Source organism: Ochrobactrum sp. MYb379 (assembly GCF_037479515.1).
Taxonomy (GTDB): domain Bacteria; phylum Pseudomonadota; class Alphaproteobacteria; order Rhizobiales; family Rhizobiaceae; genus Brucella.
On the sequence record NZ_JBBGYW010000005.1, the window covers coordinates 259,702 to 283,129 of the forward strand.

Below are 23,428 nucleotides of genomic sequence, written 5' to 3' on the forward strand. Positions count from 1 at the left end.
TCCTCCGTTCTGGTTTGTTGTACTAAGACAATGCTCTAGCAGGCGATTGGTTCAGATTTTTCTCCGCGAGAAAATGCGAATGTCATTCTAGGCCAATCAAATTCCTAGGAATTTGAACGGCTTAGCATCCTTAAATTCAGTGTTCACGACACCAGAAAAAATATTTTTCTGATCTGGTCCGAGATCAAGCTTCTGGACTTTTCCCTTGTCAGCCGAAAAATCAATAGTCTTTAGATCCACCCAGAAAACGTTTGGCGTGAGTGCAGATTCAAAGAAATAAAGCTTTTCTTTTTGGTCAGACACGGTGCGCCAGCGCGTTGAGGAAATATTCGGTTCATCTGGAGTTGTAATGCCAAAAGGAACAGAAGCGTTGCGGATGACGCCAAACACGCTGGCGATGGCTTCAACAGGATCTTCTGATTTTGGAATGGCGTTGATGTAAAAGGCAGCACGCGTGAAACGGTCTGAAGCGCGGTTTGTACCTGGAAGCATCACCGTCCCGCCGATTTGCTCCCAGTAGGAATGCAGCGCAAGCTGCTGCTCAAACGTCGGGGAGTTGGTCATCACCTGATAGGTCGGGCTGTGATGGATGACCTGCTTGCCATCGATATATTCAACAATTGCGCTGTCGCCGCTGGCGTCAGAAATCGAAAGATGCAGCGTTGCCAAGCGGCTTTCGCCCGGCACGGCATCCGTTACAATTGTGAATGGGTTTTTGCTAAGCTCTTGTACGGCTTCATCAACTGTTGCGAAATTATCCAGCACATATTGTGCCCATGCTGCGATTGAAAGGCCAGGGCCTGTACCATCGAATTTTGGATATTCGGATTCGACCAGCCAGAGAACGTTTGCAACAAGCCCTGCTTCGTTCATGCCGTCAGTTGTCGAGATATCGTAGCCAGAAGCGATGACGCTGCCATATTTGGAGGTCCACTTGATGGAATCTGGACCTGTTTCGCCGGTGCGGGCCATACCGCGTGGGAAAATCCAAAGATTTGTGCCGACGTCAACCTTCCAGTCCATCGAGCGAGCGGTGATCACGTGATCATTCGCGCCGAGGTAAACCACGCGTGTGCAGGCCTCGACAACAGGTGCTGCAAACATACTGACAGCGACGAGCGCGCTGGTGCAAGCTGCGGCAAAGGACTTCTTCAAAATAGTCATAGTTACCCCCTTGGTGATGCAGTTAACTTACTATGCGTTATCAATGTTAAATCTGTAAGTCGTCGCTTATGCGAAATACGACATGCAGATACTTATCTCTCTCCACCGTAACCGCGGCGTTTCCATTCAGCGAGAGGCATAATATCGGGTAGTCCTCCGCCTGGCTCAAACCATGAATCTACAGCCCATTTCAGGCCTTCATTGTCTTGCATGACAGCGGTCCAGTGTGGGTAGCGCCCATCAAAAAAACTGCCGCGTGTCGTTTTGCGCGTAGGCTGATGATATTTCAGCCGGCCTTGAGAATGAAGGTAGCGTATAAAATTATCCGTATTGGTGGATTCATCCACACAATCCATCTGACCTTTGATGCGTGCTTTACCAAATTGCATACGAGGCTTGTCCCGTACACCAATTGTAGCAGTGCTGCGTTCTTCAAAGATTGCAATGGCCTTGCGCAGTGCTTCGCGCTCAAGAGCTGGAGACTTGGAACCTTTATGCAGCAAGTCCCGAATGCGACTCAAATCCTTTGCACTTAAAATGACTTTCGTTTGATAGTAGCAGTCGTAGCCGTGACATACTCGAAAAGTTGCCGCTGAAGACTGCGACGGCGCCATGCACAAAACGGCTGCCGCTACAGCTACGAGGGATGGTCCTATTAGGCCGTTTCTTTTCATGAGCTTGATGATGGTGGCCTATCCGATTTTATGGTTGGTAAAAAGAAGAGATGGCTCAATCCGCTCAATCCCTTGATAAGGATTTGCATGAATTGCCAGGATCCAGAGACAAAAAGAGGCCGTGGTTGAGTAGATTATCAGCGCCTTTATGCCTGCCACTACTCTGTCTGCATGGGTGGTTGCTATAGTAATAGCGGTCAGAATTGTTAAGAATAATAGCAAATACCATTTATACATATCAATAGACGCTGATCCTACTGATAGGCGGGTATTACGTGCATCCTGCAATTCATCGAAATCATGGACGATCTGGGAAATAATTGGCGAGGGTATATCAGTCCTCGCAAGACTAACGATTTCACGGCGGATATTTTGCAGTGCGATCTCCACCTGTGGCGCTGGCTCGATATTGTTATTTTTAAGCCATTCATCTTTCACAACAGCTTCGCGATATTCAATAAGAGCGTTTCGTAATGCAGCCTCGTTCAAAATATCAGGACTTGAGGTGCCAATAAGCCTCGAAATTGATGACCTTTCTTCGCTCGTTGCCTGATCAGCTTTTGAATTTGCAGCCCATATATCTGCTGCAACGAACCCTAAAGAAAGCGCCCATGCAGTCGCGATTGTACCAATAAAGGCGCCAATTGGTATGGAGAGGATGTCATGGCTTGCATGTTTGAAAAGAATGAAAAGCGCCGCTCGCCCAATCAGGAAAACGCCTACGCCCAATATAACAAAGACAAAAAAAGATGCGTAAACTGGAAGCTCAAAGATCAACGACATTCATTCTCCAGTGCATTGGGCGCTTTGATATAGATCATGCATTAATGCATATTTCTTAAAAATGGGTCCCATTATTCAAGTTGAAGTGAGAACGAAAAATGTTGCAACTATGAATTTTCAATTATGCTTATTTTAATAAGAAAAAGCCGCCAATGGTGTGAGGCGGCTTAATTCTTTGCAATTTCAACCCGTGGTGTTCTTAAAATTGAACTGACCAGCCGACAACCGGGCCGTGCTGCGTTACGTCATACTTGAACTTTTCGCGGCTGTCGTCGTCGTGATAATCTTGATAAAGCGCGCGATAGCCTACACGCCAAATTGTTGGAAGATTGAATACTCTCGTACGATAGCCGAGATAGATCTGGCCATTTGCACTTAACTTCGTTCCAGCTCCAAATCCGCCGATGTCAGCTTCGGCAGATATGTTCCAGCGTTCACCGATGTCATACAATACACGCGTACCGATGAAGGGATCTGTCCAGTTTGCCTGCCGGCTTTCAGTAAATGGATCGACATTCAATTTTGCTTTGATTTGAGTCCAGCGGATGCCCGCTGTCGGCTCAATCGCAAATACACGCTGACGACCGTAATAGGTCAGACCATCAAGATCATGTTGATAAATTCGGTAGAAAACACCGCCAGTCAAAGTAGTCGAAGTGATGTCGAGGCCGAGCTGCCTGTCAAGAACATCCTCTTTCTGACTGGTCTTTGTGTATTGGCCGTCAAAATAAGCGCCGTAAGTTCCGTTCGTAATTTCGATATTGCCCATGAAGCTCATATCGAGATTATTGAGTATGTCTTTGAAGGGCACGTCAACACTGGTCGAGCGGCCCATTAAACCGGCATTGCCAGTCAATGAAGCGCCCCAGACATAAGGGCTAAAAATCACCCTCCAACGTTGTTGATCTTGAAACTCTGACTGAGCAGGCGCAGGCGCGATTACGTCTGCGGCAAGAGCAGAAGCTGTTGGTGCTATAAAAAAGGTACTCATGAAAGCAATATTACGCACAGTCTTACCCGCAAAATTCCTGCTATATATGCTTGAATTTAGCTTCATCACGGATCAATCCCCTTGGAGCGTAATTTAGAAAAAATGAAAGTATAACCTCAAAAGGTCTATTCGTATCAATATGTTAATCATGCCCAGAAATAAACCAAAAAATTGAATTTTGAACGGTTTTACCCCGCCTGTATCATTGAAGCTTAGAGGGGGTCTGATGATAGTCGGGAAGCGAAGGTGAGGCCGTCCCGTCTACATTCATGGAACGTCGTCATAACCCGGAATACCGCCTTCGTTTTCCAAGCTGGCAATTCGTTTTGCTTCAGAACGGTTGAATTTTAACCTCACGCCGAGGCCGCCACCGTTTTCCCAGATAAATTGAGCGCCGACCCTTTCAAGCGTATCCTGTAAAGCCTGTTTTTGCTCCGTGGTCGGTGTACCGATCTTACGCTCAAAGTGCTCGATGACAGTAGCGTCAATGCCCGAGAGTTGTGCAAGTCGATCGCGGGAGAATTCTACGAGCGCTCGAGCAGCGCGGCATTGAGGGCCTGTAAGCATATTATTCTCCGGTTCAATCATGTCTTATAGTTTTTGCATGCTGTAACGAGCTTATGATCAAACACGATAATTGCCACATATTTTTTGCGTAAGGTGGCAGAGAGCATGACTGATCACGTAATCTTGAGTTTTGCGTTTTTTCGTGAACACAATTTTGCCATTGTTTTTCTTGTTCGCGGCAGTGGGGCTTCTTACATAACATAAGCCCCGCAGGAGTAGCGCCGTTTATCTGGAGAATTTTCAGATCGATAGTTCGGCCTGCCTCACAGACACAATAATTATACGGTTTGCGATGACCACTTATAAATACTTCATTTGGCCTGCGATTTTCACGGTCATTGGCCTTCTGGGTGCGCTCTGGCTCGGATATTCGACGACCGGCACGATCGGCGGCATGATTTCCGTTTTCATCATCTGTGCGGTGTTGAGTGTTCTCGAAATTTCGCTTTCGTTTGATAATGCTATCGTTAATGCACGCATCCTGCGCGATATGACACCTGAATGGCAGCATCGGTTTCTAACATGGGGCATCATAATCGCCGTTTTCGGTATGCGGATTATCTTTCCGCTTGCGATTGTTGCGGTAGCCATGTGGACTGATCCGATTTCAGCGCTCAAACTCGCGATCTGGCAGCCGGATGAATATGCGCGGGTGATTGCGGAATCTCACACAGGTATTGCGGCCTTCGGCGGCACATTCCTGCTGATGGTCGGCATGAAATACTTCTTCGATGTCGAAAAAGACGTGCATTGGGTCAAAGTCATCGAAAGCCAAATGTCGAAGTTTGCATCTGTTCAGGGCATCGAGATCGGCGTTGCAATTGCGCTGATCCTGTTTTTCTCATACCAGCTTGATGCAGAGCATTCGCACACGTTCCTCGTAGCTGCACTGTTTGGTCTTCTGACCTTCCTAGCCGTTGAGGGCTTGGGTGCGGTTCTCGATGCGTCGCAGGAACAGGTTGATATGGTGCATCGCGGGGGCTTAGGCGCCTTTATCTATCTGGAAGTGCTGGATGCCAGCTTCTCGTTTGATGGCGTGATTGGTGCCTTTGCGCTGACGACGAACCTGTTCGTGATTGCAATTGGTCTTGGTATCGGTGCGTTCTATGTCCGGTCGCTGACCATTATGCTGGTTGAGAAGAAGACGCTTGGTCAGTATCGCTATCTCGAACATGGCGCATTCTATGCAATTCTGGTGCTTGCTGTGATCATGTATGTGCAGACGCTTTTCCATATTCCGGAAGTTATCACGGGCCTGATTGGTGCTGTGTTGATCGGTCTCTCCCTCTATTCATCTATTCGCTATAACAAGCGGAATCCTGATTGGCAGAATGAAGCCGATGAAGCGGCGTTGCATTAAGGCGCACTGCTTAATAGTGAGAAAGGCGGCTGTGGCCGCCTTTTTTGTTGACCGAATCAAAAGAGTTGGCAAGCGTTGACCTGCTCGCGACAAGGCCCGTCGGAGCGTATCTTCATATGCCGTAAGTTTGGAAAGACTACGGCTACGACTTTTTTGGAGAGGGGTTTTCCATGGTCGTTACTCGTTTGAGCAAAACCGCATTTGTTGCGGCAATCGCTTTCTTTGCAACGCTGGTCGCCTTCGGCAATATTACCGATTACGGCAGCAATTTCGCTTTCGTTCAGCATGTGTTGCTGATGGATACGATTTTCCCGGATGCGACGATCAAATATCGTGCTATCGAGAGTAATACTCTGCACAATGCGGGCTATATTCTGATCATTGCTGCTGAAACGCTGACAGCCATTCTCTGCTGGATTGGTGCTTTCGCGATGCTCGGTCGTTTAAGTGGCGATGCAAAGAGCTTCAATCACTCCAAGAAGTGGGGCATTGCTGGTCTTTCGGTCGGCTTTCTCGTCTGGCAGGTTGGCTTCATGTCGATTGGCGGCGAATGGTTCGGCATGTGGATGTCGTCCACATGGAACGGAATTGAGTCCGCATTTCGCTTCTTCATCACGATCATTGCCGTGCTGATCTATGTCGTTTTGCCGGATGGCGAGATCGAGAAATAATCAGATGAAATGAGATGCAAGGGCGGGTTCGTTGATAAGTTCAACGCCCGCCTTTTGCATCTGATCGAGCATGGCATTCATTGATCCGCCAATGTCGATGCCGCGACAAGCATCCAGCCTTACGCGCACCTGAAAACCGTGCGCCACTGCATCAAGTGCGGAATAGGCGACGCAGAAATCCGTAGCCAGTCCTGCGATTGTCAGAGAACCAATCTCGCGGTCACGCAAATAACCCGACAGACCTGTCGGCGTTTTGCGGTCGTTTTCATAAAAAGATGAATAGCTGTCTACGCCGATGCGAAAGCCTTTGCGAATGACGAGTTGTGCGCGTGTCCATTGCAAATCTGGATGAAAGTCGGCACCGTACGTGCCTTGAACACAATGGTCAGGCCATAGCGTTTGTTCGCCATATGGCATCTCAACACTATCATAAGGTTTTTTCCCGGAGTGACTGCTTGCAAAGCTCAAATGTCCTGCGGGGTGCCAGTCTTGTGTCAGGATAACATGTTCGCTCTCGTCAATCAGGCGGTTGATCGCAGGTAGAATTTCATCCCCCTTATCGACGGCCAGTGCACCACTGGGACAGAAGTCATTTTGCACATCAACGACGAGAAGGGCATGTCCGATCATAAAACGCTCCTGAATTCTTTGCCGCAATTATAGTCAGCGATCAGGGGCGATGCCAGTGATTATGCGCGTTCTGGTATTACATTGTCTTTGGTGCTACCGAGCAGCTTTGGGTTGTTATTTTGAGCATGCCGTTATCGGAAAACCGGTTCCCACTTTTCCGCGACATGCTTTACTTGGACAGGGGATGATTATGACCGATGAAATTACGCGTGACAGCAACGGCGCACAGCTCAATGACGGCGATTCCGTTACGCTTATCAAGGATTTGAAAGTTAAGGGGACCTCGACGACGCTCAAGCGCGGTACGCTGGTGAAGGGTATTCGCCTGACGGGCAACCCTGACGAAGTTGATTGCAGCACAAAGCAGGTCAAAGGCCTCGTGCTGCGCACTGAATTTCTCAAGAAAGCCTAATCAGGCATCAATTTCGACACGACCACGCGGACGGCTGCAACAGGCAAGGATGTAGCCTTCCGCCACCTCGTCATCGCGAATGCCGCCATTGTGGGTCATCTCGGTTTCACCACCGATACATTTGACTTTGCAGGTGCCGCAAATACCAAATTCGCAAGCGCTTGGGATTTTAAGGCCACCATTGCGGGCAGTGAGCAAAATAGTGTCGTTCTCGGTGCATTCGACTTCAACACCAGAAAGCGTGAAGACAACAGTTGCAGGTAGGACGGCGGGCTTTGCGGGAGCCGCAGGTTTTTGGCTGGTTGCAGCGAGTGTCGATGGCAAAGGTACAGCAGAAATTTCGCTGGCAGGCTGGAAGCTCTCTTGATGGTAATTGGCCATGTTGAAGCCAGATTGCTCCAAGAGACCACGCACGCCATTCATGAATGGTTCTGGTCCGCAGCAGAACACTTTGCGATGAAGAAAATCTGGTGCCAGCAGTTCAAGCCTTGGCTGGTCGATGCGGCCATGAAGTCCTAGCCAGACATGCCGTGCCGATGATTGTTCCACAATGAATGCAAGGCGCATGGCTTCCATTCGGCCTGAAAGCAGCTCCAGTTCTTTGCGGAAAATAATATCATCGGGTGAACGCGCGCAGTTGATGAAGGCGACATCGGTTGCCGGTGCGCAATCAAACAGCCAGCGTGTCATGGAGACCATCGGCGTTATGCCAGATCCAGCCGAGATGAATAGATATTTCTCGCTTGGATGATTGGCGAGCGAGAAGTCGCCATTGGGACCATAGGCCTTGATGTTCATGGGCGGACGCAGATGATCCAGCATCCAGCGGGTGCCAATGCTGTCCTTCTGCGCTTTGACAGTGACCGAGATATGGTAGGGCCGGGAAGGGGTCGATGACAGTGTGTAGGTGCGCAGCACCGGTCCCAGTCCATCGGCCCGTTCTATTGGCAATTCAAGCGTGACGAACTGGCCCGGCGTATAGCGGAACCAGTTGTCCTCGAGTGTCTTGAAGGAGAAGGTCATGACGTCTGGCGCTTCTTCGATGGCCGAGATGCACTGCAGCATCTGCAACCTGTCGTTCCACGGCAGCATCTCATCCAGATATTTCAGAGGCTGCATGGCCTTCTCACTTCTTAAAATGCTTCGTTTTACGCCCATCTTATTCCGAAAACCGCTTCACACTTTTCGGGATGCGCTTTGTTTTATGCGACGCGGCTGAGCTTTGCCGTCTCGCCCTTCAGGCGAGGCGTGATGGTGTTGGTGTACCATTCAAGGAACTGCATCACTCCACCTTCATGCTCGACCGAATAAGGACCGGGCTGATAGGCGGGTGAGCGAATGCCAATGGCATTTTCTTCGACGATCTGCCGATCCTGATCATTGGTCTGAATCCACACATGGGTCAGTTCATCGAGATCATAATCGACGCCTTCAATCGCATCCTTGTGAACAAGCCACTTGGTTGTCACCATGGTTTCCTCGGCGCTGATTGGCATAACGCGGAAGGAAATGGCGTGATCGACCATCAAATGGTTCCACGTTGAAGGATAGTTGAAGAGCAGCATCGCACCGATATTGGTGTCGCCTGAAACCTGATCGCTCAATGGCTTTTTGACCGCTGGCTTTCCGGACATGGTGTAGCTCACTGCGTCACGCAGCAAGGGAATGCGGGTAATGCGATAGCGGCCGTCTTCCGACATATTGAACTCGGCAGGCAAGCCGATAGAAGCACAGTTTTTCCAGAGCTGGTTGATTTCCGGGTCTTCCATCACACCCTGAACGCCCGTAGCGCTAGGTGCTTCGGGATAGGTGCGGCAGAGTTCGGGGTGGTTGGCCGCGCAGTGATAGCATTCGCGGTTGTTTTCCCAAACGAGCTTCCAGTTACCCTTCTCGATGATCGAGCTTTCAAAGGCGACTTTGGCGTCCTTAATGTTGTGCGGTGCGAGGTAAGGCTCGACCAAGGCGCGAAAGCTGTTGAAATCGGGCGCTTCGTCTGCAAGGCAAACATAGATATAGCCCGCGACGCTTTCGCAATGCACTTGCTTCAAACCATATTCGGCGGGCTTGAAATCTGGTCCAACCTGTCGCGCGAACAACAGGCGGCCATCAAGTTCATAGGTCCACTGGTGATAAGGGCAGACGAGCTTGGCTGCTGTGCCTTTTTCAGCCGCGCAGATGCGCGAACCACGGTGACGGCAGGAATTGTGGAACGCTCGGATAGTCCCTTGTGAATCGCGCACGATCACAACTGGATAAGCGCCGACCTGCACGGTCATATACGAGCCGGTCTTGGGCAGTTCGCAATCGTGACCGACAAAGAGCCAGTCGCGATAAAAAATGTTTTCCAGATCGAGCTTGTAGAAATCCGGATCGGTGTAAAACTTCTGCTCAAGGCTGAAATTTGGGTCGCGCCCGGTCAAAAGCCCCAGCATTTCGTTGCGAACGTCCATAGAATCAAACCTTTGCGTCCGTATCAAAGTCGGGCTGGTGCTGTTCTCTCAGCGACGCTTGCTCGACCGAATGTTCCCTTTATCCTCCGGAAGCTGCGCTTTCCCATTATCTCAATGGCTTGTCTGTTCATTGGCTCATGTTCAGACTGGCTTCCGTTGTCATGATTCAATCATTGAAATGTTCTAAACGCGCATTGGGATGCGACATGATTTTCGCGTAAAGACGACACGCGCGCATTCGCGCAGTTCTTCGCAAATATGTGTGAGTTGCGCGCGCGGGATTGCCAAGATGGGAGAAAGCCAGTTACCAAGCTGCCTGACATATTCGGTTTCATTCCATGGGAGGCTAGCAGGCCATGAAACGTTCAGAAGTTAATGAGATTATCCGCGAGAGCGATGCTTTCATCCGTTCTTTTGGTTATATCATGCCGCCATTCGCCTATTGGACGCCGGAAGAGCTGAAACAGCACACGTCAAGCGATGCGAAGGCTATTCTCGATGGGCGCCTTGGCTGGGACATTACTGATTATGGTCAGGGCAATTTTGCCGATCTCGGCTTGTTCCTGTTCACAACACGCAACGGTAATGTCGAAGATCTCAAGCGTGGCACTGGCATGCTGTATGCTGAGAAGATCATGATCTCATGCAAAAACCAGATTTCGCCGATGCACCGCCATGCATTGAAGGCCGAAGACATTATCAATCGTGGTGGCGGTACGCTGGTACTGGAACTGTTTAATTCACGCGCCGATGGCAGTGTTGATGAAGAAACTGATGTAACGGTTGCGACTGATGGTCGTCTGGTGACGCAGAAAGCTGGTGCGCATTTGAAGCTAAGCCCAGGTGAAAGCGTTACGCTGCTGCCGGGTAACTGGCATGCCTTCTGGGGTGAGGGCGGCGATGTGTTGATCGGTGAAGTATCGACCGTTAATGACGATCTGACGGACAATATTTTCCGTGAGCCGATTGGCCGCTTTTCCGATATTGAAGAGAACGAAAAGCCATTACACCTTTTGGTGTCAGACTATGATAAATGGCTCTGAACCCACCGATATTTCGGCCATGCCCGTCTGCAAATGGCACTTTTCTGCGCTTCCGGTGCTCACGTACCTTTAAGTACGCGGCGCGCCGGTTCTCGAAAAATACCATTTTCGACAGACCATAACCGAAATCTCAACAGGTTCAGCAAGCTTGCGATGAACGAAAAAGGACTGAACGTATGAAGCTGGCGATGATCGGAACGGGCTATGTGGGTCTGGTTTCAGGTGTGTGTTTTGCCGAGTTTGGCTTTCACGTCACCTGTGTCGACAAGAACCCGTCGATCATCGAACGGCTTGAAGCGGGTAAGGTCACGATTTTCGAGCCGGGCCTTGATGAGCTTATGGGGCGTAATATCCGTGATGGCCGCCTTGAATTCAGTACCGATCTTGCAACCAGTGTTGCCGATGCTGATGTGATCCTGATTGCAGTCGGCACGCCTTCGCGTCGCGGAGATGGTGAAGCGGACCTGCAATATATTGAAGCTGCTGCGGATGAAATTGCGGCTGCCATGAAGCCGGGTGCTGTGGTCGTTATTAAATCGACGGTCGTTGTCGGAACCAATGCGCGTATTCGCGACCGCATTGCGGAAGCGCGTCCGGGTGTTGAGTTTTCGATGGTTTCAAACCCTGAATTTCTGCGTGAAGGTTCAGCGATTGAAGACTTTATGCGTCCCGACCGTGTTGTCGTTGGCGTAGATGATGAGCGCGGCAAGGCGGCGATGCAGCGGCTTTATCGTCCGCTTTATCTGCGTGAAACGCCGATGGTCGTTACTTCGCTTGAAAATGCTGAAATCATCAAATATGCAGCCAATGCTTTTCTCGCTATGAAAGTGACGTTCATCAATCAGGTGGCTGATCTTTGCGAAAAGACCGGCGGCAATGTGCAGGAAGTTGCACGTGCAATCGGCATGGATAACCGCATTGGTTCGAAGTTCCTCCATGCGGGGCCGGGCTTTGGTGGTTCGTGCTTTCCGAAGGATACCCGCGCTTTTGCTGCGACAGGCAAAAAGTATGATGCGCCGCAGTCGCTGATCGAAGAGGTGATCACTGTCAACGAAGCGCGCAAGCTATCGATGGCGGATCGTATCATTGCCGCTGCTCGTGAGAGTGGAACGAAAACGGTTGCTGTGCTGGGCGTAGCTTTTAAACCGAACACCGATGATATTCGTGAATCGCCTGCGATTGACATTATTGCCGCTATTCAAAAAGCAGGCATTTCTGTGCGTGCGCACGATCCGGAAGCAATGGATGCTGCCAAAGCAGTTTTGCCGGAGGTTATCTGGTGCGGTTCTGCTTATGAGGCAGTAGAAGGCGCGGGTGTTACGGCGCTTTTGACCGAGTGGAATGCTTATCGTGCGCTTGATTTGAAGCGTGTCGCAAAAGCGATGGATGGCAATGTGCTGATTGATCTGCGCAATGTCTATAAAGCGGACGATGTTGCCGGAACCGGATTGGATTATCGCTCAGTAGGGCGGACTTTAAAGAGTTAGCGCATGTCTCCCAAAAGTGGGAACCGGTTTTGGGACAAATACATGTTTTAAAATTCAAAACGCCGATCTGAGGATTTCAGATCGGCGTTTTTGTTTGGTGAAACGAATTAACTCGCTGCCTTCAACCGCTTCCTCTCATTGGCAATAAGCCAGAGATTGCGGATATAAACGATCAGGCCAAAGCCCTGACCTGCGATGAAAACGGGGTCTTTGCGCTGGATGGCGTAAACCAAGAGCAGCACGCCACCAATGAGCGAAAAGAACCAGAATGCCACCGGCATTACGCTTTTCTTGGCTTTTTCCGATGCCAGCCACTGCACGACGAAGCGCATGGTAAAGCAGGCCTGAGCCACGAAGCCTAGAATAATCCAGCCGTCCCACTGTGCTACGAACACATCGTGTAACCACTGGATGAAGCTGCTGAAAATATCAGTCATGGGTAATCTCCGTCACGCGCGGCACAACCTTGCGGCGCTTGCGCAGCCACCACACGCCATAAAGGTCTAAAACACCGCGCAGGCCGCGGTCGAGAATGCCGTAATTCGATTTGCCGTGGCGGCGTTCGCGGTCGGTGACATCGATATGCACGACATCAAAACCTTCGCGTAGAGCGAGCGCAGGCAGATAGCGATGCCAGCCATCAAAGAATGGCAGCTCGCGGAACAGGTCGGTGTGCAGCGCCTTGAGGCCGCAACCGGAATCGCGTGTTTTGTCTTTGAGGATCGCGCCGCGCAGATTGTTGGCAAAGCGTGATGAAAGCTGCTTGAGCTTGGTATCAGTGCGCTTGAGGCGCTGCCCGGCGGCAATGCCAAAAGCAGGGCCGGCATTGATCAGGGCGTCTGCAAGTGCTGGCAGATAGGCAGGATTGTTCTGCCCGTCACCATCCATTGTCACAACAATCTGGCCACGCGCTGCAAAAACGCCGGAGCGCAAAGCAGCACTTTGGCCGGATGAGCGGTCATGGCGGATATGGCGCAGCGGCTTGCCAGCATGGATGCGGCCAGCCAGCACATCGCTGGTTGAATCTGTTGAGCCATCGTCTACGACAATGACTTCATAGGCGCGGCCCAGCATGGCGCTATCGACTTCATCGAGCAGAAAAGCGAGATTGTCGGCTTCGTTGCGGCAGGGGATGACCACAGAAATCGTCGGTGTTGACAAGCGGAGTTCCTTCATTCCTTGCGCATTTACCGTAAATCAGTGTGCGTAATATCTCAGTACAGGTGCCCTGTAGCGCGCAAGGCGGGCTCCATACCATTGATTGCCGGGCAAACCAAGTGTTTCAAGAAATCGTGAGCTTGACCAGTTTCTCAGAATATAAGCCGCTTTTAGCCGGACTTGTTGCCAGACGGAAGAGCTTCCGAGAGCCAATCCAGAAAATTCTGCGTCACTTCATCTCGGTTTAGGTCGTTGAGACTTTCGTGCCGTGTGTTGGGATAGACTGTGCAAGTTACTTTGCTAAAGCCCATCGCCTGCATTCTGTGCGCGAGTTTTTTGGTGGCTTTGGCTCTATCTGTTGCAGGGTCTTCGCCACCGCCAACCAGATTAAACGGCAGGCCGCGGCGAATATTTGCAAAATTGCGGTCGGTTGCTCCAGCCTTAATCATGCGGAATACGTCGATCCAGAGCGCCACGCTTGCATCAAAACCGCAGAGTGGATCGTTAGCATAAGCTTCAACCTCTGAGGCGTCACGCGATAACCAGTCAAACGCGGTGCGATGGTTGGGGATAGCGTTGCCCCAAGCCCTAAAGGTGAGCTTTGGCAGGATCGAACTTGGAACGTCTGAGCCTTTGAGCATGCGCTCGATTTTAAGAATTGCCATCGCCGCGCTGTTCTCAACGCCTCCGTTGAAGTTGGCATTCCATATAGCTGCAGCGTCAACTGTTTCAGAGTGAATGAGTGTATAATTGAGCGCGATCAGTCCGCCCATGGAGTGCCCGAATAAAACCACCGGCAAGACAGGGTGCGAGGCATGAATATGGCGGTTTAGGGCAAGAACATCATCAATTGCCACTCTATAGCCGTCTTTTTGCGCGAATATTCCTTTTGGCGCATATGCGCCAATATTTGCGCCATGACCGCGATGATCATGCGCATAGACGTTGTAACCTGCTGCGTTCAGGGCGGTTGCAAACCGCGCATAGCGCGCAGAGTGCTCTGCAAGCCCGTGGCAGATGTGCACGGCAGCCCTTGGTGCAGCGATCAGCGATTGCCGAAATGGCAATTCGATTCCGCTATTAAGCGGTAAGAGATGGATGGTTTCAAACGACATGGAAGCATCTGAATTTATGCTGCGCAAATAGTCAAACCCTCTTTTGGTGGTGTCGTTTAAAAAGGCATCCAGAGGTTGAGTGAATTAATTTTAGGCAAATGTAATTTTTGAGCAAATTCCGCTTGAAAACCGTAAAAACCTAGGCAAATCTATCTCCAACAGAGGATGTCGACGGAGTTTTGAAGGAAATCCAGAGGCGTTAAATTTCGGTATTAGGGCATAACTAGCAGGCCATTCGGCGAAAGGGAGGATACTTTCCCGAGTGGTGGCCAGAGGGGAAACCGGGTGACGGAAATATCCGCGCCCGGTTTCATTTTGTTTGGAAGCTTTTCAAGCTGAAGTTTGCGCGATGATATTTGCTTCCGCGCTCTATTTCGCCTACATACCCTTCAGAAATTTCCCTGCGGTTCGGCGTTATCGCTGTTCACGCTCTCTAACTCGTGGAGACGACGCGCTTTATGGCACGCCAATTCATTTATCATATGTCCGGGCTGAACAAGGCCTATGGTGCTAAAAAGGTTATCGAAAACCTTCATCTGTCATTCTACCCAGATGCTAAGATCGGTATTCTTGGTCCAAACGGTGCCGGTAAATCGACGATCCTCAAGATCATGGCCGGTATGGACAAGGATTACACCGGCGAAGCCTGGCTCGCTGAAGGTGCGACTTGCGGCTATCTTGCTCAGGAACCGCATCTGGATCCAGAAAAGACCGTTCTCGGCAATGTTATGGAAGGTGTAGCATCAAAGACAGCTATTCTCGACCGTTACAACGAACTGATGATGAATTATTCTGATGAAACCGCAGACGAAGGTGCGGCTCTTCAGGACGTCATCGACAGCCAGAATCTCTGGGATCTCGACAGTCAGGTTGAAATGGCGATGGAAGCCCTGCGCTGCCCGCCAGCTGATGCCGATGTTACCAAGCTTTCGGGCGGTGAGCGTCGTCGTGTCGCACTTTGCAAGTTGCTTCTTTCGAAGCCTGATTTGCTGCTGCTCGACGAACCGACCAACCACCTTGACGCCGAAACCACTGCATGGCTCGAAAAGCATTTGCGTGAATATGAAGGCGCTGTTCTTCTCATCACGCACGATCGCTACTTCCTCGACAATGTCACCGGCTGGATTCTCGAACTTGATCGCGGTCGCGGCATTCCTTACGAAGGCAACTATTCCGCCTATCTGGAAGCCAAGTCCAAGCGTATGATTCAGGAAGGCCGTGAAGACGATTCGCGTCAGAAGGCACTTGAGCGCGAACGCCAGTGGATAGCCGCTAGCCCGAAGGCTCGTCAGTCGAAGTCGAAGGCGCGTATCAAGGCCTATGATCAGCTGGTTGAAGCTGCCAACAATCAGCGTCCGGGCGATGCCCAGATTCTGATCCCGGCTGGTGAACGTCTCGGTCAGGTGGTTATCGAAGCCGAAGGTCTGACCAAGTCGTTTGGCGAGCGTATGCTGATCGAAAATCTCACATTCAAGCTGCCTCCGGGTGGTATCGTTGGTGTTATCGGTCCGAACGGTGCCGGTAAATCGACACTGTTCAAGATGATTACTGGTCAGGAAAAGCCGGATTCCGGTTCGATCCGTATCGGCGACACGGTTCACCTTGGTTATGTCGATCAGAGCCGCGATCATCTCGATGCGAACAAGAATGTCTGGGAAGAAATTTCCGGCGGTAACGATATCATAAAGCTCGGCAAGTTTGAAATGAACTCCCGCGCTTATTGCGGTGCGTTCAACTTCAAGGGCGGCGATCAGCAGGCGAAAGTCGGTAATCTCTCCGGTGGTCAGCGTAACCGCGTGCATCTTGCCAAGATGTTGCAGGCAGGCGGCAACGTTCTGCTGCTTGACGAACCGACCAACGATCTTGATACCGAAACGCTGGCAGCGCTTGAAGATGCGCTAGAAAAATACGCTGGCTGCGCTGTTATCATCTCCCACGATCGTATGTTCCTCGATCGTTTGGCAACGCATATTCTGGCATTCGAAGGCGATAGCCATGTTGAATGGTTCGAAGGCAACTTCGAGGATTATGAAGCGGATAAGGTTCGTCGTCTCGGACCTGAAAGTGTCAATCCAAAGCGGGTTACTTACAAGCCGCTGACACGCTGAATATAACGATTAAACCTGATCTAATTAAGGGTTTATTTTGGAATGGACAACCCCAAGAGTATTTTCTTGGGGTTGTTCTTTATTTCTATCTCTCTATGAGGGCTTTTACTTCTTCATATGTCTCTTGAACCGCAGATATTCCCCATGTGAATGCTAATGTAGTTCCTACGTTTGCTTCACTAAAAGCCGTTAAATAATCAAAGTTATAAGTAAATAAAGATCCATCTACTCTTCTTAGTTCTATGAACATAACAATTCCTTTTATGAATTGACGATTTTCTTTTTTCTAATATTTTTTCGTAACGCCATTGATTGATATGAAATATTAAAATTCTCTACAACATGAGAGCAATGACAGGTGAGGCTACCAACATGCGTGACTGGTCCGCGAAGCAATATCTGAAGTTTGAAGATGAACGTAGTCGCCCGGCGGCTGATCTTCTGGCGCAGATTATGATCGATAGTCCTCGCAAGGTGGTCGATATTGGTTGTGGACCGGGAAATTCTACAGAGCTTTTGGTTCAGCGCTGGTCGAATGCGAAGATGTCGGGCTTTGATACATCGCCGGATATGATCGAGAAGGCGAAGGCGCGCTTGCCACAAGTAGAGTTCGCTCTCGGTGATCTCACCAAATTTGTGCCAGATTCTGAAACGGATGTGTTGTTTTCCAATGCGGTTTTTCAGTGGGTCCCTGATCATATTGAACAGATGCAAAGGCTAGTGTCCGAGCTTCAGACAGGTGCTTATCTGGCAGTGCAAATGCCGGATAACATGGCTGAACCGACCCATGTTTTAATGCGTGAAGTTGCCAAAACCGAGCCTTTTAACGATAAGATTGGCGATAAGGGCAGAGCGCCACTGCCGCCAGCAGCAGACTACTATAACGCTTTGATCGGGTATGCATCCCACGTCGATATTTGGCATGTGATTTATAATCATCAACTCGCCGATGTGGATGCAATCATTGAATGGGTTAAGTCCACTGGGCTGCGTCCATTTCTCGATCCATTGAATGATGATGAGCAGCGCGAGTATCTGAAAGCGTATAAAGCACGGCTTGAGGCGTTCTATCCCACGCTGAATGATGGTCGTGTGCTGCTGCGGTTCCCGCGCATTTTCATCGTCGCCAGAAAATAGTCAAACGCTTTAGCGGGCCTTCTCTGCTCTGTGGCGGAGACCTTATTTCACAAAGATTTTACCGGATCTGTAAATTGCGTATCCGGTAAAACAGTTAAATTTCAAGTTCTTATGCGACTGCTGATGAGTTTCTACTACAATAGTAGTGCATGATAATAGATTGCATACAAACGATATTGCTCCTATGATTTCGCGATATCGGAGGTAGTTCCAAACAATTATTGATGCCCGCTGGGATCGCTTGATTGGGAGTGGCGAAATCTGTTTTTCAAAGATGCTACGTCAAGGTCAGCTTCATGGACTGTGCAGCCTTCTTGGTTGAACCATGCGGAGTTGCAGACTGAAATCTGAGGCCTGACCAACCTGCCGAATATATTGATTCAGAGATCAACGATTACTGGTTTTGCTCTCTCCCAAGCAAGGCGAGTAATCATGCAGTCGTATCCCCTTTTGCGGCTGCTATCGGGAGTTTTACAATGAGCAATGCACAAATGCACAGCGATGCCAATGGTGAGATCGAGGAGAAACACGACGCTCACGATACGCGCCGAAGAATTTACGCGATCGTTGCAAGCGCCTCGGGCAATCTGGTCGAATGGTACGACTTTTACGTCTATTCCTTTGGCGCGCTTTACTTCGCGTCACAGTTTTTTCCGGCTGCGGATCAAACCAGTCAGTTGTTGAATGCGGCTGCAATTTTTGCAGCTGGTTTTCTTATGCGACCTATCGGTGGCTGGTTGTTTGGCCGTGTGGCTGACAGGCTCGGTCGTCGTACTTCCATGCTGATTTCGGTTAGCATGATGTGCCTTGGTTCTTTTGCAATCGCGATCCTGCCAACCTATGAAACGATTGGTCTCTGGGCTCCGCTCCTTCTGCTACTCGTCCGACTTTTACAGGGTCTGTCGGTTGGCGGTGAATATGGCACGACTGCCACTTATATGAGTGAGGTCGCACTTGCCGGGCGTCGTGGTTTCTTCTCGTCTTTTCAGTATGTGACTTTGATTGGCGGTCAGCTTCTGGCCGTGCTGGTTCTGGTCATTTTGCAATTCTTCTTAACGACTGAGCAGCTGCATGAATGGGGCTGGCGCATTCCGTTTGCTATTGGCGGTCTGGCTGCAATTGTTGCGCTTTATCTACGCCGAACATTGCATGAAACGTCGACAGAAGAATCCCGTAACAATAAGGCTGCTGGTAGCTTTGCCACGATCTGGAAGCATCACCGCAAGGCATTTCTGGTTGTTGTGGGCTTCACGGCTGGCGGTTCGCTGACCTTCTATACGTTCACGACCTATATGCAGAAATATCTGGTCAATACCGCGGGTATGAACCAGGAAACGGCCAGCGAGGTTATGACCGTTGCGCTGTTTGCATTCATGCTTATGCAGCCGCTGTTTGGCTATATCTCCGACAAGGTTGGTCGCAAACCAATGATGATCGCGTTTGGCGGCGTATCGGTGTTGACGACGATTCCTTTGCTCACAGTGCTTGGCTCTGTACAAAGCCCGACAATGGCGTTTATCTATATTGCTATCGCTTCGGCAATTGTGAGCATGTACACGTCGATTGGCGGCATCGTGAAATCGGAACTGTTTCCGGCTGAAGTGCGGGCTTTGGGCGTTGGCTTTTCCTATGCGATTGCCAATGCAATTTTTGGCGGTACTGCTGAATATGTGGCGCTGTGGTTCAAGAAGGTCGGCTTTGAAAGCGGGTTCTTCTGGTATGTAACCATCATGATGGTGATCGTGTTCATCGTCGGTCTAGTCATGCCCGATCCACGCAAACACGGTTATCTGCAGGGCCACGGAACCCACTGATATTTAAATCTGTTAGACGCCGCCTTCGGGCGGCGTTTATATTTCCACTTTCTCATCATCGTCTGCGGTGACGAGCCGTGTTGCGCGCCATTCGGTGAGCTTTTTATTGATTGAGTCCATCACGAAAAAGCGTGCTGAATCCTTGTCATAGCCATCATCACGCAGGGCGTCATAGTCAGTATGCGAGTGGCGGACATGTGCAACTGTTGCAAGCCATACGGCAATGGATGGAGGAAGCGCTTTCATGTGAGGCGCTAAGGCTGCCGCGCGAATTGGCTCTGAATCAGAATAGGGGACTGCAGGGAGCAAAAGCGTAAGCGACTTTGCTATTGCCTTCTGTCGTACAGTGCTTGCACCCATGGCTGTCTTCCTTTCCGGCTTTCAGCGAGATTCGTAACAAGCATACTCTGCTTATTATTTCACTCAAACGGCTACCAGAGTTTCACAGCAGTTTTGCTGTGCATGGGTGTGTGAAAATCGCTTGCGCGATTTCTATAATTCACATAAACATATCTTTATATGTTTGAGAGTATGGAGATTGCGATTTGCGCATGCAGCTCGATCAGATGGTGGATGTGTTAAAAGCAGTGGCTGAACCAAGCCGCTTGCGTATCCTTGCACTTCTTTCCAAGGGCGATTTGACAGTCTCAGACCTCACAACCATTCTCGGACAGTCGCAGCCGCGTGTATCGCGGCATCTCAAGCTTCTTGGTGAGGCAGATCTGATTGATCGCTATCAGGAAGGCGCATGGGCCTATTTCCGGCTGTCGGAGAGTGCCGCTTGTGGCGAGGTTGCGCGCAATCTCTTATCGAAGCTTGATATTTCCGATGCGCTGCTTGAGCGCGATATGGAGCGGCTTTTGCAGGTCAAATCCAGTCGTCAGGAAAGGGCCGCAGCTTATTTCAGCGCCAATGCAGTGAGTTGGGATGAAATCCGCAAGCTGCATGTGTCGGAGAATGCTGTTGAAGTCGCTCTCAAGGGCATCATCGGCGACAGGCCGTTTCAGGCTATGCTTGATGTAGGCACGGGCACAGGTCGTTTGCTGGAGCTGTTCTCACCGCTATATGTGCGTGGGCTTGGTATTGATATCAATCGCGACATGCTGGCTGTGGCGCGTGCTAACCTTGATTTGGCATCGGTTGCCAATGCGCAGGTGCGGCAGGGTGATGTCTATGCGCTACCTGTTGAGCGCGAGAATTTCGATCTGGTGACAATCCATCAGGTGCTGCATTTTCTCGATGACCCATTGGCTGCAATTCGTGAAGCGGCGCGTGCGCTGCGTCCGGGCGGTCGATTGCTGATTGTCGATTTTGCCCCGCATCTTCTCGAATTTTTGCGCGAAGAGCACGCGCATTTACGGCTTGGCTTCAGTGATGAGCAGATGCTGGGCTGGATGAAAGAGGCAGGGCTGGAACCTGCAAAAACAACTGAGTTGGCGCCAAAGGCTGCAAATGGTGACGACGGACTGACGGTCAAGCTTTGGCTTGCCCATGATCCGCGTTTGCTGATTGCTGATCCGGCACCGCGTAATGCAAGCATGACGGAGACAGTCTAATGGGCTTTTATGGTCTTTCCCGCCGACCTGATATCGGCCAGACCACCCGGGTATCGTTCGAATTCTTCCCGCCTAAGTCGGAAGAAATGGAACAGCGCCTGTGGGAAACAGTAACGCGGCTTGCGCCGCTTAAGCCTGAGTTTGTCTCTGTGACCTATGGTGCGGGTGGTTCGACGCGTGAGCGCACGATCCGCACGGTCGCGCGTATCTTGAAAGAAACCGATATTCAGCCTGCGGCACATCTGACCTGCGTTGACGCAACGCGTGAGGAAGTTGATCGCGTTGCGCAAGAATTTGCGGCGCTTGGCGTTAATCGCTTTGTGGCGCTGCGTGGCGATCCTGCCAGCGGCATTGGCGAAAAATACGTACCGACAGCGGGCGGTTATCAGAATGGCGCGGAACTTGTTGGTGGTCTGCGCACGCTTTCTGATTTCGATATTTCTGTTTCGGCTTATCCGGAAAAGCATCCTGAAAGCCCGGATTTTGCGACCGACATCGATATGCTTAAGCGCAAGGTCGATAATGGTGCAACGCGGGCGATCACGCAGTTTTTCTTCGATAACGATCTTTATGAGCGTTATGTCGAGCGTGTGCGCCGTGCAGGCATTTATATCCCAATCGTTCCAGGTGTTCTGCCGGTGCATAATTTCAAGCAGGTCAGCAATTTCTGCGCGCGCTCAGCAACCCATATTCCGGCCTGGCTTGCAGAACGCTTTGATGGATTGGATAAAGACCCGCAGACCCATCAGCTTGTTGCGGCTGCAATTGCTGCCGAACAGGTCATGGACCTGATTGAGCGCGGTGTGCAGGATTTCCATTTCTACACGATGAACCGCGCTGATCTGCCGTTTGCGATTTGCCATATGATTGGCATTCGGCCTAAAATAGAGCCTGCGCTTGAAGTCGCATGATATGAAAAAAGCCCGGTTTAAAAACCGGGCTTTTCTTTAAGTAAGACACATCAGTTCATCCTCAAAAACTGATGCCGTCTAATGGCTTAGGCTATCCCTCATTCAGGGAATGACGCCTGCTATCAACGCTGCAACAAATGCAAATGCTGCACAGATCATGAGGACGTTCAAAGATCGTGTAAGTCCCATCGGTCTGTCTCCTTCTATGCACCCGACGAGCCAATGACTGGTCGAATGCGCGCTGGTAGAGAACCTGAATCTAAGCGCAAAACGGTTTAAACAAAAGAAGATTTCTTACTGCAATATGCAGTGATTGCGAAAAAAACCTTCTGTTTACCACCTAAGTCTTTGAAATTTTTGCCTGTAAAAATTTGTTCACATTTCATGAAAAAGCCACGAAACTGCCAATTTTGAGGGTGGCTTTTGCTGTTTTAGCGGATCAAGGCGAGGAAAGCCGAGAGAGTCAGCACCGAAAGAACCGTCGAATAGAGGATGACATTCGACGTGATTGCAGCTTCGCGACGGTAATGTTCTGCCAGCATGAACGGACCAGTTCCGGCAGGAAGGGCTGCAAGCAATGTAGCGCTTTGCGCAAGATGTGTTGGCAGATTGAAAACGTAAACCGCAAGCAGCCACGTAGCCAATGGCATAACAATGAGTTTGACCGAGACGAGGAAGGCGATGGCGTTGATGCTCTCGCGCTCAATCTTGCGTGGTTGTGCGAGGAACAGTCCAAGCGCTACCAATGCGCAAGGTGAAGCAGCACCGCCCAACATTTTCAAAAATGTTTCAGCAGGGGCGGGAATGGTAAGGCCGGTCACAGGCATCAATGCGCCGAGAAACGGGGCAACGAGCAGCGGATTACGCACCAGCGAGCGCGCCACTTTCCAGATAAGGCGCAGCGGCTTCTTCTCTGTTTGCAGACCAATTTCAATCAGCACAATCGCAAAAGCAAAAGTCACGCAGACCGTGATGATGATCGAGATCGTCGTTGCAGCAAGGACACCTGAGCCGAATGCAATCATCGAAAGCGGGATGCCCATATAGCCGGTATTCGGATAGGCGGCGTTCAGACCGTCGAGTGCATTGTCAGCAAGCGACAGTTGGCCTCGAAGGCGAATAAGGAATGGAAGTACGAAGGCAATAGCGCTGCTGAGTAGAAAGACGCTGATAAAGCCCGGCTGCCAGAGATCGCTGCCATGGGTGTTGGCCATGATATCAAACAGCAGAGCGGGCAGGGCGAGATAGACAACGAAACGGTTGAGTTCTGCTATGGCATGCGGGCCTAATATGTTCAGCTTGAAGGCACCCCAACCGGAAAAGATGAGGGCGAAGACGGGCAAAACGATAATCAGGGTTGAAAGCATGGTGGGGGATCAGCTTATAATAATTGAAAA

General features: G+C 50.4%; 23 protein-coding genes. 10 read left to right on the forward strand and 13 right to left on the reverse strand.

Translation table 11 applies throughout. The annotated features are described in order from the left end of the window. Positions 1-96: 96 nt before the first annotated feature. From WH356_RS13565 to WH356_RS13585, 5 genes are all read right to left on the reverse strand, one after another. On the reverse strand, positions 97-1,164 hold the full coding sequence (locus tag WH356_RS13565; RefSeq protein ID WP_339511621.1) for a linear amide C-N hydrolase: 1,068 nt from the start codon (positions 1,162-1,164) through the stop codon (positions 97-99). Between the two features lie 92 nt (positions 1,165-1,256). After that, positions 1,257-1,778 carry a hypothetical protein gene (locus WH356_RS13570; RefSeq protein ID WP_339511623.1) on the reverse strand — a complete coding sequence of 174 codons (522 nt, stop codon included), beginning with the start codon at positions 1,776-1,778 and terminating at the stop codon, positions 1,257-1,259. A gap of 78 nt (positions 1,779-1,856) precedes the next feature. Further along, the gene (locus tag WH356_RS13575; protein ID WP_339511625.1) at positions 1,857-2,621 is read right to left on the reverse strand and encodes a bestrophin-like domain; all 765 of its coding nucleotides are present in this window, start codon (positions 2,619-2,621) and stop codon (positions 1,857-1,859) included. A 199-nt stretch (positions 2,622-2,820) separates the two neighbouring features. Then, a complete protein-coding gene (locus tag WH356_RS13580) occupies positions 2,821-3,681 on the reverse strand; it encodes a hypothetical protein (RefSeq protein WP_421565825.1) in 861 nt (286 codons plus the stop codon). A gap of 198 nt (positions 3,682-3,879) precedes the next feature. Further along, a complete protein-coding gene (locus tag WH356_RS13585; protein WP_339511627.1) occupies positions 3,880-4,179 on the reverse strand; it encodes an XRE family transcriptional regulator in 300 nt (99 codons plus the stop codon). A 292-nt stretch (positions 4,180-4,471) separates the two neighbouring features. Here WH356_RS13585 and WH356_RS13590 point away from each other — a divergent pair, with 292 nt between their 5' ends. Next, positions 4,472-5,539, forward strand: a complete 1,068-nt coding sequence (locus WH356_RS13590) for a DUF475 domain-containing protein (protein ID WP_339511629.1) — start codon at positions 4,472-4,474, stop codon at positions 5,537-5,539. A 170-nt stretch (positions 5,540-5,709) separates the two neighbouring features. Next, positions 5,710-6,210: a DUF2165 family protein gene (locus WH356_RS13595; RefSeq protein ID WP_339511631.1), complete on the forward strand. Its 501-nt coding sequence runs from the start codon at positions 5,710-5,712 to the stop codon at positions 6,208-6,210. Here the strand turns inward: WH356_RS13595 and pncA are convergent, their stop codons facing one another. Beyond that, entirely contained in the window at positions 6,211-6,840 is a 630-nt protein-coding gene (gene pncA / locus WH356_RS13600) for a bifunctional nicotinamidase/pyrazinamidase (RefSeq protein WP_339511633.1), read from the reverse strand. It abuts the gene before it with no gap. Between the two features lie 190 nt (positions 6,841-7,030). Here pncA and WH356_RS13605 point away from each other — a divergent pair, with 190 nt between their 5' ends. Then, a complete protein-coding gene (locus tag WH356_RS13605; RefSeq protein WP_339511635.1) occupies positions 7,031-7,252 on the forward strand; it encodes an alkylphosphonate utilization protein in 222 nt (73 codons plus the stop codon). Here WH356_RS13605 and WH356_RS13610 read toward each other — a convergent pair whose 3' ends face one another. Continuing rightward, a complete protein-coding gene (locus tag WH356_RS13610; protein ID WP_339511637.1) occupies positions 7,253-8,371 on the reverse strand; it encodes a hybrid-cluster NAD(P)-dependent oxidoreductase in 1,119 nt (372 codons plus the stop codon). Positions 8,372-8,454: 83 nt separating this feature from the next. Beyond that, positions 8,455-9,702, reverse strand: coding sequence for an aromatic ring-hydroxylating oxygenase subunit alpha (locus tag WH356_RS13615; RefSeq protein ID WP_339511639.1), 1,248 nt, complete (start codon positions 9,700-9,702; stop codon positions 8,455-8,457). A gap of 356 nt (positions 9,703-10,058) precedes the next feature. On the opposite strand from WH356_RS13615, the gene WH356_RS13620 reads away from it, so the two are divergent. After that, positions 10,059-10,745, forward strand: coding sequence for a D-lyxose/D-mannose family sugar isomerase (locus WH356_RS13620; RefSeq protein ID WP_339511641.1), 687 nt, complete (start codon positions 10,059-10,061; stop codon positions 10,743-10,745). A 176-nt stretch (positions 10,746-10,921) separates the two neighbouring features. Continuing rightward, positions 10,922-12,232 (forward strand): UDP-glucose dehydrogenase family protein, encoded by a 1,311-nt coding sequence (locus WH356_RS13625; protein WP_339511643.1) that lies wholly within the window; start codon positions 10,922-10,924, stop codon positions 12,230-12,232. A 107-nt stretch (positions 12,233-12,339) separates the two neighbouring features. On the opposite strand, the gene WH356_RS13630 is transcribed toward WH356_RS13625, so the two are convergent. The 3 genes from WH356_RS13630 to WH356_RS13640 all read right to left on the reverse strand — a co-directional run bounded on the left by WH356_RS13630 (position 12,340) and on the right by WH356_RS13640 (position 14,505). Then, positions 12,340-12,669: a lipid-A-disaccharide synthase N-terminal domain-containing protein gene (locus WH356_RS13630; protein WP_339511645.1), complete on the reverse strand. Its 330-nt coding sequence runs from the start codon at positions 12,667-12,669 to the stop codon at positions 12,340-12,342. After that, positions 12,662-13,393, reverse strand: a complete 732-nt coding sequence (locus WH356_RS13635) for a glycosyltransferase family 2 protein (RefSeq protein WP_339511647.1) — start codon at positions 13,391-13,393, stop codon at positions 12,662-12,664. The genes WH356_RS13630 and WH356_RS13635 overlap by 8 nt, the downstream gene beginning before the upstream one ends. Positions 13,394-13,560: 167 nt before the next feature. After that, complete coding sequence (locus WH356_RS13640; RefSeq protein WP_339511649.1) at positions 13,561-14,505, reverse strand: alpha/beta hydrolase; 945 nt, start codon at positions 14,503-14,505, stop codon at positions 13,561-13,563. Between the two features lie 458 nt (positions 14,506-14,963). On the opposite strand from WH356_RS13640, the gene ettA reads away from it, so the two are divergent. The 3 genes from ettA to WH356_RS13655 all read left to right on the forward strand — a co-directional run bounded on the left by ettA (position 14,964) and on the right by WH356_RS13655 (position 19,564). Then, positions 14,964-16,613 carry an energy-dependent translational throttle protein EttA gene (gene ettA / locus WH356_RS13645; RefSeq protein ID WP_339511651.1) on the forward strand — a complete coding sequence of 550 codons (1,650 nt, stop codon included), beginning with the start codon at positions 14,964-14,966 and terminating at the stop codon, positions 16,611-16,613. A gap of 372 nt (positions 16,614-16,985) precedes the next feature. Then, positions 16,986-17,750, forward strand: a complete 765-nt coding sequence (gene tam / locus WH356_RS13650) for a trans-aconitate 2-methyltransferase (RefSeq protein WP_339511653.1) — start codon at positions 16,986-16,988, stop codon at positions 17,748-17,750. A 476-nt stretch (positions 17,751-18,226) separates the two neighbouring features. Further along, positions 18,227-19,564, forward strand: coding sequence for an MFS family transporter (locus WH356_RS13655; protein WP_339511655.1), 1,338 nt, complete (start codon positions 18,227-18,229; stop codon positions 19,562-19,564). A 36-nt stretch (positions 19,565-19,600) separates the two neighbouring features. Here WH356_RS13655 and WH356_RS13660 read toward each other — a convergent pair whose 3' ends face one another. Then, on the reverse strand, positions 19,601-19,924 hold the full coding sequence (locus WH356_RS13660) for a DUF2293 domain-containing protein (protein WP_339511657.1): 324 nt from the start codon (positions 19,922-19,924) through the stop codon (positions 19,601-19,603). 191 nt (positions 19,925-20,115) lie between these two features. Between WH356_RS13660 and WH356_RS13665 the strand changes: the two genes are divergently transcribed. Then, a complete protein-coding gene (locus WH356_RS13665) occupies positions 20,116-21,120 on the forward strand; it encodes an ArsR/SmtB family transcription factor (protein WP_339511659.1) in 1,005 nt (334 codons plus the stop codon). After that, the gene (gene metF / locus WH356_RS13670) at positions 21,120-22,031 is read left to right on the forward strand and encodes a methylenetetrahydrofolate reductase [NAD(P)H] (RefSeq protein ID WP_339511661.1); all 912 of its coding nucleotides are present in this window, start codon (positions 21,120-21,122) and stop codon (positions 22,029-22,031) included. Before WH356_RS13665 ends, metF begins: the two co-directional genes overlap by 1 nt. 431 nt (positions 22,032-22,462) lie before the next feature. Here metF and WH356_RS13675 read toward each other — a convergent pair whose 3' ends face one another. Then, positions 22,463-23,398, reverse strand: a complete 936-nt coding sequence (locus WH356_RS13675; RefSeq protein ID WP_339511662.1) for an AEC family transporter — start codon at positions 23,396-23,398, stop codon at positions 22,463-22,465. Positions 23,399-23,428: the final 30 nt, after the last annotated feature.